Source organism: Aquaspirillum sp., from assembly GCF_055136605.1.
This window is the reverse complement of record NZ_JBSQVP010000028.1, coordinates 35,765-50,849: the sequence shown is the minus strand read 5'-3', so window position 1 is coordinate 50,849 and position 15,085 is coordinate 35,765. Positions and strand designations below refer to the sequence as shown.

Genomic DNA, 15,085 nt, shown 5'->3' with positions numbered 1-15,085 from the left:
GCGGATGCTGTTGATCAAATCGGACAGCAATTCGGGTGATTGGGCAAAGAGACGTTTGAAGATGTAATCGTTCTTCGGGTCGAGCAGCGGCAGCATGATGGGGGTGGGGCTGAGGGTAACAGCCGATTGTAACTTGTGAACAATAAGCCGAATACACCAAACTGCCCTTAATTGGGTGGGGCGGCATTGTTGGCTTAAGCTGCCTCATCATGATAGATGAGGCAGTATTTGCTCAGTCAATTACTGTGCCAATACCCATTTCACTAGGGTTTTAGCATCAGCTTCGCTGACGTTGTTAGCTGGCATTGGAATTTGGCCCCAAGTGCCTACGCCACCTTTGATCACTTTCTGAACCAGTTTGGCTTCAGCGTCTTTCTGACCTTTGTATTTGGCTGCCACTTCTTTGTAGCTTGGGCCCACCACTTTCTTATCCACTGCGTGACAGGACATACAGGCTTTTTGCTGTGCCAGTTGCAGATTGGCAAAAGCAGGGGCAGCAGCAAAACTTGCGCTCAGGGCAGCAGCAATCAGCATTGCTTTTTTCATTTTTGAATTCTCCATAAACAAGGAAGATCACCATCGAGCGCTAAGCTTGGCGCTTTTTGCCCGATGATGTTTTGCGTTAACGCAACGTGTTGCCATCAGGATAACACTCGCGTTAACAAATTGAACACGCTCTGTTCAATCCATGCCACTGGTAGCATTAAGATCACTTGAATCAGCAATAACAATGCCAGTGGAGACAAATCAACACCGCCAACATTCAAGCGGCGAAAAGGCTGTAGAAACGGGGCGGTAAGACGATCGAGCAACGGGGCCAGCGGATTATAAGGACTGACCCAAGACAGAATCGCTTGCACGATGACTGCTCCCATCAATAGATGCAGCGAAGCCCGAAACAGTTCCAGAATCGACAATAAAGCCACACCTAGCCAAGTGGGGGGGGCGGTGAAGTTAAAGGGATAAGGCGACAACACCAATAACACCGATGTTGAACACAGCGATACCAACAGCGCCAGTAACAACGTTGCGCTGTCATAGTGTTTGATACTGGGCACCCAACGTCGCAATGGTAAGACGGCAAAATTGGTGAGGGAAACGACAAATTGTGCCAGTGGGTGTTGAAAAGGGGCGCGCACGAGCTGTAAATAAAAGCGCAACAACACCACCAAAACAAACAAATCGCTGACCGTTTTGAACAAAAAACGCAGGGTTTCCAGCAGCATCAGTGGTTTTCCTGATTGAGTAATTGACCTAATTCTTCCGAACGGGCGCGGCAATCTGCCACACCAGCCATCAGGGCGTGTTTTACCCCTTCTTGGTCAAAGCGTAGGATGGCCCGCTCGGTCGTACCCCCTTTTGAAGTGACATTGGCACGTAGATGAGCAGGGTCTTCTCCGCTGACACGGGCGAGTTTAACCGCCCCTTCAAATGTTGCCAGTGCCAATTCGCGGGCCTCGGCTTCGACAAAGCCTTGTGCTAATGCTGCATCGCGCAGGGCCTCAATTAAATAAAACACATAAGCCGGCCCACTGCCAGAAATCGCGGTGATGGCGTCCATCGCTTTTTCATCTGCAACCCATTGCGTCGAGCCAACTGCATCCATGATTTGTGTGGCGGTTGTACGGTCGCGAAGGCTTAGCGTGTCCTCTGCAAATAAACCTGAGACACCGAGGCCAACCAGTGCTGGGGTATTGGGCATGACCCGCACAATCCGCTGATGTCCTTCTAACCAACGGCTTAATGTTGCGACGCCCACACCCGCTGCAATGGATAGCACCAATGCCCCGTTTAACCGAGGGGCAATCTGTTGACAGACTTCTTTTAATTGCTGTGGCTTGACCGCCAAAATCACCACTTCTTGAGCGTCAAACTGTGTTGGTAAGGTGGCTGTGGCTGCAATGCGAAAGTGGGTAATCAATTCGGTGCACTTCGCCACATTGGGCTCAACCACCCGAATTTGGGTGTCTGCCAATTTCACCAAGCCACCGATAATGGCAGTTGCCATATTACCGCCACCGATAAATGTAATGTTCATTGCAAATTATCCTTCCCGTTGAGACGATGGCCGTGCACCAAACAAGGCGCTGCCCACTCTCACCATGGTCGAGCCATGTGCTACGGCCAGTTCGATATCGGCAGACATGCCCATCGAAAGGGTGTCGAGTGTTAGACCCTGTTGCTGCAATTCTACAAATAACTGTTGTAAACAGTGAAACTGTGCCGCCAATGCCGATTCATCTGTTGTGGCTTCTGGAATGCACATCAAACCGCGTAAGCGCAGTTTGGGTAGGGCGGCGATGGCCTGTGCTAATGCCAATGTTTGTGCTGGATCGACACCGCTTTTCGATGCTTCACCACTGACGTTGACCTGAAGACAGACGTTTAACGGTGGTAATACCGCTGGACGTTGTTCGGACAAGCGTTGGGCGATTTTTAGCCGATCGACAGAATGAATCCAACTAGCCAACTCTGCTACATGGCGGGTTTTATTACTCTGTAATGGGCCAATAAAATGCCATTCTATCGCCAAATCGGCGAGCGCTTGCTGTTTGTCCAGCCACTCTTGCACATAGTTTTCACCAAAGGCGGTTTGGCCAGCGGCAAAAGCCTGTCGTAATCGATCTGCGCTCACGGTTTTGCTAACTGCCAGCAATTGCACACTGTGGGCAGGGCGCTGGGCTGCTTGTTCTGCTTGGCGTAGACGGTGTTGGATGGTGTGTAACGAAAGGGTGAGGTTTTCTGTCATCATCAATTTCTGTTAAATATGCCTGTTGCGATAAGGGAGGCGCTGTCGTGTTGTTATCTGAATTGTTGGCATTTGCCTATCAACACAAGGCATCAGATATCCATTTGGTCAGTGGTTCGGTACCGATTTTACGGATTGGCGGGGTATTACATCCCCTCGATATGCCGATAGTGACGGCAGAAGCATTATTGACCATTCTAAACCGAGAGCCTGCCATTGCGCCCTATCTCAGCGCGTTAGGCGAACACGAACAGGATTTCGCCCTCTCTTTTCCTGAGCTGGGTCGCGTGCGCTTTAATATTTTTTTACAACAGCATGGCGTATCCTGTGCCATGCGGCTTTTGCCTAAACAACTCCCGACTTTGGCCGATTTGGGGGTGCCTGATGCGTTATTGGCCTGTTGTGTACGACAACAAGGCTTGATTTTAGTCACTGGGGCGACCGGATCGGGGAAATCCACCACGTTGGCCGCTTTGGTGCAATACATCAACCACACCCAACCTCGGCATATTGTGACGTTAGAAGATCCGATTGAATGGATACACAGTGCGAAATATGCCCTGATTCAACAGCGAGAGATTGGCAGACATAGCCCCTCTTTTGCACACGCTTTGCGTGCTGCTTTACGACAAGATCCCGATGTTTTGTTAATCGGGGAATTGCGTGATCTAGAAGTCATGCGATTGGCACTCACGGCAGCAGAAACCGGACATTTGGTGTTGGCAACATTGCATACCGGCTCAGCCGTCAGTGCAGTAGATCGCCTGCTTGATAGTTTTCCTGCTGCTGAACGCGACATGGCGGCGGCGATATTGGCCGATACCTTATTAGCGGTGGTAGCACAAACCTTATTGCCAACGGTGGTAGAAGGCCAACGTCGCGCTGTGTTTGAATTATTGCTATCTACCCCCGCTGTCAAAAACTTAATTCGGGAACGCAATAGTGCGCAATTGCTCTCGGTCTTACAAACAGGACAAGCCCAAGGTATGCAAACCCTGATGCAAGATACGCAACGACTTTATGATGCAGGTGTGATTGAGCGCACTGCATGGCTTTCGGTAAAAAACAGGTTATGAAGAATGATTATTGGGAGCGGTGTTCCGCTTGGTGGCTAGGCAGCCGAGATAAACCGTTTGAATATACCCATCACGCCCTGTTACTGGTCGGTATCGGTTTGCATCTGGTTGCCGCGGTGTTCAATTTGGCTTTGGAAACAGCCGAGGCCAACTATGCGATATCAATGTTGTTGTTGGTGCCCCTGTATCTATTTTTTTGGTATCAGTCCCGTTGGTGCGGCCGTTTTCAGATCATGGCGGTGGCGTTTAATTTTCTATTTGTGTTGTTCAATCTACCCCTGAATTGGTTTTTTAACGGTGGTTCCGCTGGCCCGACGCTGATGTTTTATTTGATCGGTTTGGTTTATATCACGGTGGTACTGCGTAGCTTGGGACGGGTACAGCGGGCGTTACAGCTATTATTTTTATTGGTACCTGTGCTGTTGTTATTGGTCGAGCAGCAATACCCGACATGGGTGTATCCCTATCCGAATGAACAAGTGCGGCAGTGGGATTTGGTGTTTAGCTATTTTGTCACGGCGGTGTGTGTGCTGATTTTGGTGAATAACTATGGCCGACGTTATCAGCTCGAACGTGACCGTGCCACCGCACTGGCTGAACAGCTCCGGCTGTTAGCGGAACGCGATACTTTAACTGGTTTGTTTAATCGCCGCGCTATGGAACAATCTTATCAAGCTTGGCAAGGCCAGCCCTTTTGTGTGGCCTTGATGGATTTAGACCATTTTAAGCGGCTAAACGACACGTTTGGTCATGCTTATGGCGATGAGGTCTTAAAACGCTTTGCTGAGTTGGCGCAGAAAGTCGCGACTCCGCTGCAAGCCGTGGCTGGACGACACGGCGGTGAAGAATTTGTGTTGTTGGTGCTCGGGGACCTTGCTGTTGCCGAGCAATGTTTAATTCAATTGCGACAACAGCTGTATGCGATTGATTTGCTACACGGTGTTGTCACCTTCAGTGGGGGGATTGTGTCCGTACAGGAAGGCGAGTCATTAGACCACGCGCTACACCGCGCTGATTTGTTGTTGTATGCCGCAAAAGAACAAGGCCGTGATCGGGTGTTGATAGAAACGCTCTCCCCTCACACGGCCCCACGGCAAGAAGAATCGGAAGCCTCGATGGTGTAACTTACACCGTTTCTGGCAAACGGAAACGGGCCAATTGCTGGCGCAAGGTGCTCACACTGTCGTTTAACGATTGTGCTGCCGAAGCGGATTGTGTGGCTGCAGCGCTGTTTTGTTCAGAAACCGCGGCTAATGATTCAACATTGCTGCCAATATGGCGACTGGTCGCCGACTGAGTTTGTAATGCTTCGGTCAAGGCATTTAATTCGCGTCGTGCTACAACTGCACCATCGCGCAATTCGCTTAAGGGTTTTACCAAACCGCTAATCAGCGATACCCCAAAACTCACCAACTTTTCACCCTGCAATAAATTATCCGCCGCGCGTCGGGTTTGTTCCTGTACCCAAGCGATGGTTTGGCTAATGTCAGTGGTGGCAATGCGAGTTTTCTCTGCCAGTTGCCGAACCTCATCCGCTACCACAGCAAACCCTCGCCCCTGTTCTCCTGCTCGTGCAGCTTCAATCGAAGCATTTAAAGCCAATAAATTGGTTTGTTCCGCTACTGCAGCAATGGTTTGCACAATGCGGCTGATTTCATCGGTACGTGCTGCCAAGTGTGAGACATCCTCAGCTGAACTTTGAATCGCTTGCACCATGTTTTGGATTTCTTGTGCGGCTTGTACGATGACTTTATCGCTGCTGCTGGCTAATTGCTGTGCCGATTCTGAGGCCTGTAGGGCTTGATTAGCGTTACCGGCAATTTGGGCAATACTTGTGAGCATTTCTTCGACAGATGCAGCAATGCTGGCTGATGACTCGCTTTGCACTTCGGTGGCAGAGGCAATTTGTTGTGAGGCGGTGGCCACTTCTTCCGCTACTCGATTGACGCTATCCCCTTCTTTCACGATCACCGCAAAGCTATGGCTGATGGTATCCAGTAGGTGGTTAAATGCTTGTGCAGTACGGGCAATTTCGTCTTGGCCTTTGATTTGACAACGCCGCGTTAAATCAAGGTCTTGGCTGCTGTTTTCCGCCGTGGTGCGCATTGCATTCAGCGGGCGCAGAATGGTACGGATAATCCATTGCGCCAAAAGAATAAACCCCGCTGTGGCCAATAAACCAAACCACAGAATAGCCTGACTGTTTTGTTGCAGGGTGTCGACCAATGCCGCTTCATTTTCATTGGCGATACGGTTGGTCATCTCTAATAGAGTTTCTAACTCACGTTCTAGCTGCTGCATCAACGGTGCCATCTCAGCCAACCCTGCCCGATATTGGTCGAGCACCGACGCGGTGACTTCCGGCACCGCTAAGAGCTGGTCAAGTTGTTGTGATCGCTGTTGCCATTGTTGCCAGAGTGGTTCAATTTTGGCCCATTGCGCCCGTGTTTTTTCTCCACGTGCTAAAGCCAAGTAACTGGTTTTACTCTGCTCAAGGTTTTGCCACAGTTGTTGTGTGAGTTGTCGGGTATGTTTCACCCGCTCAGGTTCCGGAATAAAGCCATCGGTTAACAGTTGATATTGTGCCAACTCAATCGCCAAGCGCTGTTTATTTAAATTTGCCACACCTTGCACTGCTGGCAGGTGTAAATCCACCACCAGTTTCATGCCTTCTGTGCTGAGCCTCATACCGGATAGGCCCAACAAACCCACTAAACCCATGGCGCCTATTGCTAACAGTGCAAGGGCAAATAGGCGTAAGCGCACACTCATCCCTGTGCTCCCTCGTGATGTAATTGTTCGGTTTGTGTTGGAGACCAGTTTTCTTCGATGTTTTCTAAGAGCTCACTGAGGGCCGATTCGCATTGTTTTAGGCGTTGGCAGGCGGCGTTTAACTCATGGCAGATCGCATTGGCAATCGAGGAGGATTGAGGGGAGAACATCATGGTTTTCCTTCAATGTCTGGCCAAAGATGTCAAGCAATTTACGGTTTGATGTTTACAGGAATAATCATGTTTTATGCATTTTTTGTTGCGATGCAACTATAGGATCATCGGCCAGCAAAATCGTTATAACCAAAATATATTTTTGGTATTGCAAAATAATATTTCAAGTAATAAAGAGGCACAGGTATAGTCGCGTTCATTGTGAATCACTCAGGATGCCAGACCATGAAAGCCTTTATCAGCAAAACCGTGTTAGCGCTTAGCTTTGCTTTATCGGGAACGGCGTTTGCCAATACCTCGATTCTGAATGTCAGCTACGACGTTATGCGAGATTTTTATAAAGACCTCAATCCAGCATTCCAAAAGTCTTACAAGGCCCAGACCGGACAAGATATTGCTGTGCAACAGTCACACGGTGGTTCCAGTAAACAGGCCATGAGTGTGGTGAGTGGATTAGAAGCCGACGTCATCACCATGAACCAAGCACCGGATATTGACTTATTGGCTGAGCGTGGCGCTTTGGTGCCAAAAAACTGGCAGCAACGCCTGCCTGACAATGCAGCACCCTTTACGTCAACCATGATCTTCTTGGTTCGCAAGGGCAATCCAAAACAAATCAAAGATTGGAACGACCTGACTAAACCGGGCGTGGCAGTGATTATTCCGAATCCAAAAATCACGGGTAATGGTCGCTACACCTATTTGGCAGCATGGGGTCAGGCACAAAAAGCCGGTGGTGAAGCCAAGGCCCGTCAGTATGTGGAGTCGTTATTCAAAAACGTGCCGGTGTTAGATGCCGGGGGGCGTGCTGCAACCACCACCTTTATGCAACGCAATATCGGTGATGTCTTAGTGACGTTTGAAAATGAAGCCGAAATGGTGGCGCGTGAGTTTGGCCGTGGCAGTTTTGATGTAATTTATCCGACGGTATCAATTCTGGCCGAAAGTCCGGTCAGCGTGGTTGACAAAGTGGTGGATAAAAAAGGCACTCGTAAAGTGGCTGAGGATTATTTGAAATTCCTGTGGTCACCAGAAGGACAAGAAATTGCTGCACAAAACTATCTGCGTCCACGCAATGCACAAGTGTTAGCAAAGTACAGCAAACAGTTCCCAACGATTAAAACCTTTACCGTGGAAGAAACCTTCGGTTCGTGGAAAAAAGCGATGGATACCCACTTCAAAGACGGTGGTGTGTTCGATCAAATCTACGCCAAGCGTTAATCGTGTCGGGCTGCCCATCCAATCCGTGATAGGCAGCCTGCTCCAACGAGGTTTTGCTTAAAGCAGCGTCCAGATGAATTTATTCAATAAAAAACACAGCGTTTTACCCGGCTTTGGTTTGGGCTTGGGCTATACCCTGTTTTGGTTGTGCTTAATTGTGTTGTTGCCGCTGTTGGCTTTGGTGCTGAAAAGCAGCGAGCTAGGCTGGCAGGGATTTTGGGAAACAGTTTCGACTGATCGTGTCATTGCCTCGTTGAAACTGTCCTTTGGTGCGTCGTTAGTGGCAGCGTTAATCAATGCCTTTTTTGGTTTTTTGGTCGCGTGGGTGTTGGTGCGTTATTCCTTCCCCGGCAAACGCTTTGTTGATGCATTGGTAGATTTGCCCTTTGCCTTGCCCACTGCGGTGGCGGGGATTGCCTTGACCACACTGTATGCGCCAAACGGTTGGTTTGGTCAGTATTTAGAGCCGTTAGGGATTAAAGTCGCTTTTACCCCGATTGGGATTATGGTGGCACTGACCTTTATTGGCTTGCCGTTTGTGGTGCGGACAGTGCAGCCGGTATTGCAGGATTTAGAAGCAGAATTAGAAGAAGCGGCGACCTGTCTTGGTGCCAATCGGTGGCAAATTTTTCAGCGGGTGATTTTTCCTGCCACGCTGCCGGCGTTGCTCACTGGCTTTACCTTGGCCCTAGCACGCGCAACTGGTGAATTTGGTTCGGTGATCTTTATCGCTGGCAATATCCCGATGGTGTCAGAAATTACCCCCTTGCTGATTATTGGTAAGTTGGAGCAATACGACTACCTCGGTGCCACAGCGATTGCGGTCGTGATGTTGATGATTTCGTTTGTGATGCTGTTACTCATCAATGGCATCCAGTGGTGGGCAGGACGTCGCCACGGTATTCGTTAAGGAAAAAAGCGATGGCACTGGCAACCAATCAAACCGAGCGCACTGCCGCGACAACTGAATCTGTTGTGGTGCGCTATGTGCTAACTGGTTTTGCATTAGTTTTTCTGACTTTATTTTTATTTGTGCCGCTGGTTTCTGTGTTTTGGGAAGCCTTGGCCAAAGGCTGGGATTTATACCTCGCAGCCCTAACCGATCCTGAAGCCGTCAATGCCATTAAGCTGACATTGATTACTGCCTTAATCGCAGTGCCGCTGAATTTGGTCTTTGGTGTTGCCGCCGCGTGGGCAATTGCTCGTTTTGAGTTCCGTGGTAAGGCGCTGCTGACAACCCTAATCGATTTGCCCTTCTCGATCTCGCCGGTGGTGGCTGGCTTGATTTATGTGTTGCTGTTTGGGGCGCAAGGCTGGTTAGGCCCGTGGCTTGCTGAGCATGATATTAAAATTATCTTTGCCATCCCCGGCATTGTATTGGCTACTGTGTTTGTGACTTTCCCCTTTGTTGCGCGTGAGCTAATCCCTCTGATGCAGGCACAAGGGGCCGACGAGGAACAAGCCGCTTTGGTCTTAGGGGCCTCTGGTTGGCAGACCTTTTGGCGTGTGACACTGCCAAATATCAAGTGGGGTCTGTTATATGGCGTGATTTTATGTAATGCCCGTGCAATGGGTGAGTTTGGCGCAGTGAGTGTGGTCTCGGGACATATTCGTGGCCAGACCAATACCGTTCCCCTGCACGTCGAAATTCTTTACAACGAATATAACTTCATCGGTGCTTTTGCCTGTGCTTCGTTATTGGCTGGCTTGGCTTTGGTGACATTGGCGCTCAAAACCTTTGTGGAATGGCGCGCGACCCAACAACATAAAGGCGATGCCGTGCCATTAGAAGCCCGCGCTCGCTTGGCAAGTGCACATTAAGTGTGATGGCCTGACGACGAATTAAGGATGGTTTTGTCATGAGTATCGATATCCGTAATGTACGTAAGACCTTTGGCGATTTTATTGCCCTAGAAAATATCAATCTCGACATTGCTTCGGGTGAATTATTGGCGTTGCTGGGGCCCTCTGGCTGTGGCAAAACCACTTTATTGCGCATTATTGCTGGCTTAGAAACCCCCGATTCCGGTCAAATTCTGTTTCATGGTGAAGATGCTACCGATCGCCACGTGTCAGAACGCCAAGTCGGTTTTGTCTTTCAACACTATGCGCTGTTCCGCCATATGACCGTATTTGATAATGTGGCGTTTGGTTTAAGTGTCCGTCCGCGTCGTTCGCGTCCTTCCAAAGAAGAAATCCGCGAACGGGTGATGAAGTTATTGAAATTGGTGCAATTAGATTGGCTGGCAGACGCTTATCCTGCACAGTTATCGGGTGGTCAACGGCAGCGGATTGCTTTGGCGCGGTCGTTGGCCGTCGAACCTCGGGTGTTGTTGTTAGATGAGCCTTTTGGTGCATTAGATGCCAAGGTGCGTAAAGATTTGCGCCGGTGGTTACGCCGGTTGCACGATGAAATGCACATTACCAGCGTGTTTGTTACCCATGATCAGGAAGAAGCATTAGAAGTATCGGATCGTGTGGTGGTGATGAATCATGGCCGGATTGAACAAGCCGGTCGACCAGATGAAATCTACGAAACCCCTGCTACGCCTTTTGTGACGCAATTCTTAGGGGATGTGAATTTATTCCACGGTCGGGTCGATGCTGGGCAAGTTGCAATTGGCGACTATGCACACCCGATTGCTGACGCATCAGCCACGGATGGGGCGGCGAAAGTGTATGTGCGGCCGCATGATATTGAGTTATCGCGTGAACCCGGGGCGGCCTTGGCTTCTGGCACCATTGAGCATATCCACGCCGTAGGGCCGATTGTCCGAGTTGAATTAAAACGTGATGACAGCGATGCCTATATCGATGCTGCCCTGACCAAGGAACAATATCAATCGCTGCGTTTAATGTTAGGCGATCAGGTCTATATTCGCCCCCGTAAAGTGGCGGTGTTTGTTGATGAAGGGGCTCACATCTAAACTGGTTCACAGCAAAAATGTAAAAACGGCGACCGCAACAGTCGCCGTTTTTTGTCATCAAAAGCTTTTGCTCATTTCTTGCAGGTATTGATACCCAAGATGGCATAAGGTGGGCACCATCCCAACAGGCCGGTTGCCACGGGAACCAAACCTAAAAATGCCCAAGGGCTGGCTGGCCCAACAAAAGCCAAACTCACGATACCTAATCCTGCAATCACGCGAATCACGCGCTCTGTTTTACCGATATTGCATTGCATTTTTGGACTCCTGTGACACAGTAGAAAGAAGAATGTCGTAGGTAAATAATACACTAAAAAACATTATGTAAAAAAATATATTTAAGCCTTTGGTGTCCGTAATGTCCACAGCCATGCCCACACCAACGCCACGCCACCCACCAAGTAGGTATCGGTCATGCTGGCGCCATGATCAAGCCACCACCGTGCCATCCACGGCCCTGTCAGTTGGGTAAAAGCATATAACGTCACCAAACCAGCAGAAATTCTTGGCCCTTGGTGGGGGTGGAGGTTGCGGCCCAAGCGTTGGCTAAGCAAAACACTGCCGAGGAAAGTGGTGCCGACCAACACAGCACATAACAACACACCAACACTGCCGCTGAACAACAGCGGTGCAAATACCCCAGCGCCTTGAATAGCATAATTCAATAACAACGCTGTTTTGTCCCCTAAGCGTGCGCCGAGTTGATTCCACAGCCACGCCGCGCCCAAGGTGCAACACGCCAAAATAGTCCATGCTCCACCCAGTAGCCAGTGATCGGCAGGCAGTTGTTCTTTGGCGACAACCGGTAGAAAAGTGGTGGGCAAGATATAGCCTAAACCTGCACCAGCATAGGCCATAAAGAGTGGCAAACTTTTGCGGTCGATCAATGGTGTGGTGGTATGAGGCGTGGGCGCAGCGGCTTGTGGTGAATCCGGTCGATCTAGCCGCATTAAATGCCAACCACTGAATGCGGCCAGCGGAATAGCACATAAGGCCATTGGCCACCAGCGATCCATACCATGCAATATCTCATGCGGCCACCATGCCAACGCATTCGACAGTAACAATCCCGTTCCGACACCAAAGTACACCAACCCACTTAATGCCAACTTGCCATGCCGCGATAACCATTCCAACACCAAGGCCGGCGCTTGCACAAACACAATGCCATTGCTAATGCCGTTGAATAAACGCAGCAATAAAAACAGTGTGGGATCCGTTGCGATAATTTGTAGACTGGTTGTGATAGCACTGGTTGCCAGCGCGAGCGGCAGGGCGCGGCGAATGTGGTCGGGATGGTGAAAGCGAATTGCTAACACGGCTCCCAGCAAATAACCGATGTAATTCCACGTTGCCATCGTGGCACCGGTTTGCAAAGAAAAAACCCCGTCAGCAACCAACATTGGCAACAACGGGGTATAGGCAAAGCGTCCAAGACCGTGGACGACAATCAAGGCGATTGCTGTGGCAAGAATCGGCAACCACAGCTTAGGAGGAGGGTGATGAGCAGGGGACACGACTGGCCTCAACAAAGTTTGGCCCCATACCCTAACGGTTTTTGCCTGCAAAGGCCAGTCGATTGGCCTAGCTTAAACCGGTAAAAACTTCTTTTGCGTAAGCCTTTTCACAGTATTTACATTTCAGGCGAATTTCACCGTGGCGGCTGCGGACACTAAAGTGACTTGTGACCGGTTCAACATGGCTAATACAGTTGCTATTTGGACACACCAATACCCCTGCGATGGATTCTGGGACGCCTAATTTGTGTTTTGCCACTACCTCAAAGTCTTCAATGACATTCACTGTGGCATCAGGAGCGTACAGCGCTAACTGGTTAGCGTCTTCTGCGCTTAATAAGATATTTTCGACCTTAATCAGGTCTTTTTTTCCCGAGCGTTGGCTAGGGAGATTAAACCCCATATATACCCGCTGCCCGCTTTCTGATAAACGTAACAGCTTCGCAATCCGACGACCTTGACCCGCCGGAATATGGTCAATCACAGTGCCATCTTTTAAGGCTTCAACGGTAAGTTTGTGTTCCATTACAGCGGTCTTTCTTAAAGCGTCTCGTTAAGAACCAAAGCCAATAAGGCTTGGCGGGCATAAACGCCGTTTTCTGCTTGTTGGAAATAATAGGCATACGGGGTTTGGTCAACACCCGTTTCAATTTCATCCACCCGTGGCAAGGGATGTAACACCCGCAAGTTGGGACGGGCCTGCGCCAGCGTGTCTGCGGTCAACACGAAACGCGATTTGACCTGATGGAATTCCGTTTCTTCAAAGCGTTCTTTCTGCACCCGCGTCATATACAGAATATCCAGCTCTGGTACCACTTCTTCGATGTCTTCATGGTCGGAATAGTCGATATTGCGCTCGTCTAACTCTTCATAAAGATAGTCAGGTAAGGCTAAGGCCAGCGGGGCAATAAAATAGAAGCGACAGCCAAATAACGATAGGGCCTGCACCAAGGAATGCACTGTGCGCCCATATTTCAAATCTCCGACAAAAGCCACTTTCAACCCATCAAGCCGACCTTGGGTTTCATGCAAAGTAAACAAATCCAGTAGGGTTTGTGTTGGGTGTTGGTTGGCACCATCACCGGCATTGATGACTGGCTTAGTTGAACATTCTGCAGCCAACCGTGCTGCACCATCACGAGGATGGCGCATTACATAAGCATCCACATACGAGGTGATAATTCTCACCGAGTCGGCCAGTGTTTCCCCTTTTTTGGCGAGGGAGGTATTGCCTGCATCGGCAAACCCAATCACCGAGCCGCCTAGCCGTTGCACTGCGGTTTCAAACGATAGCCGAGTGCGGGTTGACGCTTCGAAAAAACAGCTTGCTACGACCCGATCTTTTAATAGGTCGTTGCGGGGATGTCGTTTGAGTTCAGCTGCAGTATGTACCACCAGCTCTAATTCTTCACGGCTCAGATCAGAGATGGAAATGATATGTTTCTGGTACAGCGGATTGGCCATCGCCTTACCTCTTCGCTTGGGGATGAAAGACAAAAGATGGTCTAGATTATACGCGCTGCGTGAAATTCAGGCCGAAAAAAAGCCCAACCGAAGTTGGGCCAAAGGGCTTTGCGGGAAGCCGCTAGTTAACCTTGTTGAATCCCTGCCACAATCCATTTGTTATCGGTTTGTGCGGATTTGATGTAGTGCCATGTTTCGCTAAATGGCATCAAAGGTGCGTTCACCGACTCGCTGACCATACCGTGGAAGCGCACGCTTGCGACGTAACCGCCATTTTCCTGTTCTGCATTTAAGAAGTCGCAATTCAGCGTTGGGAAATCAGCAGGCTCCATGTTGTCGCTAATATCAGCACGCAAGGCATCAAACAGTTGGGGCGTCAGATACTTACGAATTTCATCCAAGTTGGCAGGATTATTCATGCTTTGCACATGCAAGAAGGTGGCTTTGGCTTGGCGCAAAAAGTGAGGTACTTCGGTGCCATCAGGCAAGCGACCAGAGGCAAAGTTAGAAGCCGCACTCATCCCACCGCCGCCTTGGGCATAGGGTGTGTTATTGAACAGTGAACTGCCGGGGGTTTGATTGCGTTGCATATCCTGACCATAAGGCACGCCACCCGCTGGCGCTAAGCCACCACCCAATGGACGTTGTGACAAAGGCGAGGCAGTTTTCTTTTTCTTCATGAACATCATGACTGCGCCACCTAACAACATCAGCAAAATCAAACCACCCCAAGGGAATCCCCCCCCTTCTTCAGTGGGAGCCGGTGCTGGGGTTGCTGCAGCGGCAGCAGGTGCAGCGGTGGTCGCAGCTGTCGCAGCTGTCGCAGCGTTATTTGCTGCGCCTTCTGCGGTTTTCGCGGCAGTATCGGCGGCGGCTTTTTCATCATCGCTGAGGGCCTCGCTCAGCATATAGCCGGCGGCAGCACCCGCGACACCTGCGGCTACCATACCACCTACTCCGGGGCCAGAGGAGGCTGGGCGTGCGGTTTGTGGCGCCATCGGTGCAGGCGCTAACGGTTGTGGTTTTGCTGCTGGCGTTTGTTGGTTATAGCTTTGGGTCGGGGTACTGCGCTGCATTCCACTGGATTTCCCTTTCCCCAGTCGGGCGGCTTCTGCAAGCGGTGCCGCGAGCACTGCGGTCAGCGTCAAACATAAAACAAGGCGGCTTGGTTGCAAGGTCATGATGG

At 50.1% G+C, this 15,085-nt stretch carries 17 protein-coding genes; 6 read left to right on the top strand and 11 right to left on the bottom strand.

The genetic code is table 11. From position 1 onward, the window contains the following. Window positions 1–240: 240 nt before the first annotated feature. The 4 genes from ACTBZS_RS06625 to ACTBZS_RS06610 form a co-directional block, all read right to left on the bottom strand. Window positions 241–546 (bottom strand): c-type cytochrome, encoded by a 306-nt coding sequence (locus tag ACTBZS_RS06625; protein ID WP_022653633.1) that lies wholly within the window; start codon window positions 544–546, stop codon window positions 241–243. Window positions 547–641: 95 nt separating this feature from the next. After that, entirely contained in the window at window positions 642–1,226 is a 585-nt protein-coding gene (locus tag ACTBZS_RS06620) for a YggT family protein (protein WP_460430578.1), read from the bottom strand. Further along, a complete protein-coding gene (gene proC, locus ACTBZS_RS06615) occupies window positions 1,226–2,038 on the bottom strand; it encodes a pyrroline-5-carboxylate reductase (RefSeq protein ID WP_463043620.1) in 813 nt (270 codons plus the stop codon). The genes ACTBZS_RS06620 and proC overlap by 1 nt, the downstream gene beginning before the upstream one ends. A 6-nt stretch (window positions 2,039–2,044) precedes the next feature. Continuing rightward, window positions 2,045–2,749 (bottom strand): YggS family pyridoxal phosphate-dependent enzyme, encoded by a 705-nt coding sequence (locus ACTBZS_RS06610; protein WP_463043621.1) that lies wholly within the window; start codon window positions 2,747–2,749, stop codon window positions 2,045–2,047. 47 nt (window positions 2,750–2,796) lie between these two features. Between ACTBZS_RS06610 and ACTBZS_RS06605 the strand changes: the two genes are divergently transcribed. Together ACTBZS_RS06605 and ACTBZS_RS06600 are read left to right on the top strand one after the other, a co-directional pair. Then, a complete protein-coding gene (locus tag ACTBZS_RS06605; RefSeq protein ID WP_460430580.1) occupies window positions 2,797–3,825 on the top strand; it encodes a type IV pilus twitching motility protein PilT in 1,029 nt (342 codons plus the stop codon). Beyond that, on the top strand, window positions 3,798–4,949 hold the full coding sequence (locus tag ACTBZS_RS06600) for a GGDEF domain-containing protein (RefSeq protein ID WP_463043619.1): 1,152 nt from the start codon (window positions 3,798–3,800) through the stop codon (window positions 4,947–4,949). The genes ACTBZS_RS06605 and ACTBZS_RS06600 overlap by 28 nt, the downstream gene beginning before the upstream one ends. Window position 4,950: 1 nt before the next feature. Here ACTBZS_RS06600 and ACTBZS_RS06595 read toward each other — a convergent pair whose 3' ends face one another. Continuing rightward, a complete protein-coding gene (locus tag ACTBZS_RS06595) occupies window positions 4,951–6,597 on the bottom strand; it encodes a methyl-accepting chemotaxis protein (RefSeq protein ID WP_463043618.1) in 1,647 nt (548 codons plus the stop codon). Next, window positions 6,594–6,770: a hypothetical protein gene (locus ACTBZS_RS06590; protein WP_460430583.1), complete on the bottom strand. Its 177-nt coding sequence runs from the start codon at window positions 6,768–6,770 to the stop codon at window positions 6,594–6,596. Before ACTBZS_RS06590 ends, ACTBZS_RS06595 begins: the two co-directional genes overlap by 4 nt. Before the next feature lie 225 nt (window positions 6,771–6,995). Between ACTBZS_RS06590 and ACTBZS_RS06585 the strand changes: the two genes are divergently transcribed. The 4 genes from ACTBZS_RS06585 (at window position 6,996) to ACTBZS_RS06570 (ending at window position 10,918) form a co-directional block, all read left to right on the top strand. Next, the gene (locus tag ACTBZS_RS06585) at window positions 6,996–7,991 is read left to right on the top strand and encodes a sulfate ABC transporter substrate-binding protein (protein WP_463043617.1); all 996 of its coding nucleotides are present in this window, start codon (window positions 6,996–6,998) and stop codon (window positions 7,989–7,991) included. A 73-nt stretch (window positions 7,992–8,064) separates the two neighbouring features. Next, complete coding sequence (cysT, locus tag ACTBZS_RS06580) at window positions 8,065–8,901, top strand: sulfate ABC transporter permease subunit CysT (protein WP_460430585.1); 837 nt, start codon at window positions 8,065–8,067, stop codon at window positions 8,899–8,901. A gap of 11 nt (window positions 8,902–8,912) precedes the next feature. Beyond that, window positions 8,913–9,812, top strand: coding sequence for a sulfate ABC transporter permease subunit CysW (gene cysW, locus ACTBZS_RS06575; RefSeq protein WP_022653644.1), 900 nt, complete (start codon window positions 8,913–8,915; stop codon window positions 9,810–9,812). Between the two features lie 38 nt (window positions 9,813–9,850). Next, window positions 9,851–10,918: a sulfate/molybdate ABC transporter ATP-binding protein gene (locus ACTBZS_RS06570; RefSeq protein ID WP_463043616.1), complete on the top strand. Its 1,068-nt coding sequence runs from the start codon at window positions 9,851–9,853 to the stop codon at window positions 10,916–10,918. A gap of 71 nt (window positions 10,919–10,989) precedes the next feature. On the opposite strand, the gene ACTBZS_RS06565 is transcribed toward ACTBZS_RS06570, so the two are convergent. The 5 genes from ACTBZS_RS06565 to ACTBZS_RS06545 form a co-directional block, all read right to left on the bottom strand. After that, the gene (locus ACTBZS_RS06565; protein ID WP_022653646.1) at window positions 10,990–11,175 is read right to left on the bottom strand and encodes a YgaP family membrane protein; all 186 of its coding nucleotides are present in this window, start codon (window positions 11,173–11,175) and stop codon (window positions 10,990–10,992) included. An 81-nt stretch (window positions 11,176–11,256) separates the two neighbouring features. Further along, a complete protein-coding gene (locus tag ACTBZS_RS06560; RefSeq protein ID WP_460430468.1) occupies window positions 11,257–12,435 on the bottom strand; it encodes a YbfB/YjiJ family MFS transporter in 1,179 nt (392 codons plus the stop codon). A 67-nt stretch (window positions 12,436–12,502) separates the two neighbouring features. Further along, window positions 12,503–12,961, bottom strand: a complete 459-nt coding sequence (gene pyrI, locus ACTBZS_RS06555) for an aspartate carbamoyltransferase regulatory subunit (protein WP_460430467.1) — start codon at window positions 12,959–12,961, stop codon at window positions 12,503–12,505. 14 nt (window positions 12,962–12,975) lie between these two features. Beyond that, a complete protein-coding gene (gene pyrB, locus ACTBZS_RS06550; RefSeq protein WP_463043615.1) occupies window positions 12,976–13,899 on the bottom strand; it encodes an aspartate carbamoyltransferase in 924 nt (307 codons plus the stop codon). Window positions 13,900–14,024: 125 nt separating this feature from the next. Further along, window positions 14,025–15,080, bottom strand: a complete 1,056-nt coding sequence (locus ACTBZS_RS06545; protein WP_463043614.1) for a Tim44 domain-containing protein — start codon at window positions 15,078–15,080, stop codon at window positions 14,025–14,027. Window positions 15,081–15,085 lie beyond the last annotated feature (5 nt).

What these genes read in the sequence shown, in the direction of transcription:
- ACTBZS_RS06625 (WP_022653633.1), bottom strand. Translation starts at nt 546, where the DNA reads ATGAAAAAAGCAATGCTGATTGCTGCTGCCCTGAGCGCAAGTTTTGCT.
- ACTBZS_RS06620 (WP_460430578.1), bottom strand. Translation starts at nt 1,226, where the DNA reads ATGCTGCTGGAAACCCTGCGTTTTTTGTTCAAAACGGTCAGCGATTTG.
- proC (WP_463043620.1), bottom strand. Translation starts at nt 2,038, where the DNA reads ATGAACATTACATTTATCGGTGGCGGTAATATGGCAACTGCCATTATC.
- ACTBZS_RS06610 (WP_463043621.1), bottom strand. Translation starts at nt 2,749, where the DNA reads ATGACAGAAAACCTCACCCTTTCGTTACACACCATCCAACACCGTCTA.
- ACTBZS_RS06600 (WP_463043619.1), top strand. Translation starts at nt 3,798, where the DNA reads ATGGCTTTCGGTAAAAAACAGGTTATGAAGAATGATTATTGGGAGCGG.
- ACTBZS_RS06595 (WP_463043618.1), bottom strand. Translation starts at nt 6,597, where the DNA reads ATGAGTGTGCGCTTACGCCTATTTGCCCTTGCACTGTTAGCAATAGGC.
- ACTBZS_RS06590 (WP_460430583.1), bottom strand. Translation starts at nt 6,770, where the DNA reads ATGATGTTCTCCCCTCAATCCTCCTCGATTGCCAATGCGATCTGCCAT.
- ACTBZS_RS06585 (WP_463043617.1), top strand. Translation starts at nt 6,996, where the DNA reads ATGAAAGCCTTTATCAGCAAAACCGTGTTAGCGCTTAGCTTTGCTTTA.
- cysT (WP_460430585.1), top strand. Translation starts at nt 8,065, where the DNA reads ATGAATTTATTCAATAAAAAACACAGCGTTTTACCCGGCTTTGGTTTG.
- cysW (WP_022653644.1), top strand. Translation starts at nt 8,913, where the DNA reads ATGGCACTGGCAACCAATCAAACCGAGCGCACTGCCGCGACAACTGAA.
- ACTBZS_RS06570 (WP_463043616.1), top strand. Translation starts at nt 9,851, where the DNA reads ATGAGTATCGATATCCGTAATGTACGTAAGACCTTTGGCGATTTTATT.
- ACTBZS_RS06565 (WP_022653646.1), bottom strand. Translation starts at nt 11,175, where the DNA reads ATGCAATGCAATATCGGTAAAACAGAGCGCGTGATTCGCGTGATTGCA.
- pyrI (WP_460430467.1), bottom strand. Translation starts at nt 12,961, where the DNA reads ATGGAACACAAACTTACCGTTGAAGCCTTAAAAGATGGCACTGTGATT.
- pyrB (WP_463043615.1), bottom strand. Translation starts at nt 13,899, where the DNA reads ATGGCCAATCCGCTGTACCAGAAACATATCATTTCCATCTCTGATCTG.
- ACTBZS_RS06545 (WP_463043614.1), bottom strand. Translation starts at nt 15,080, where the DNA reads ATGACCTTGCAACCAAGCCGCCTTGTTTTATGTTTGACGCTGACCGCA.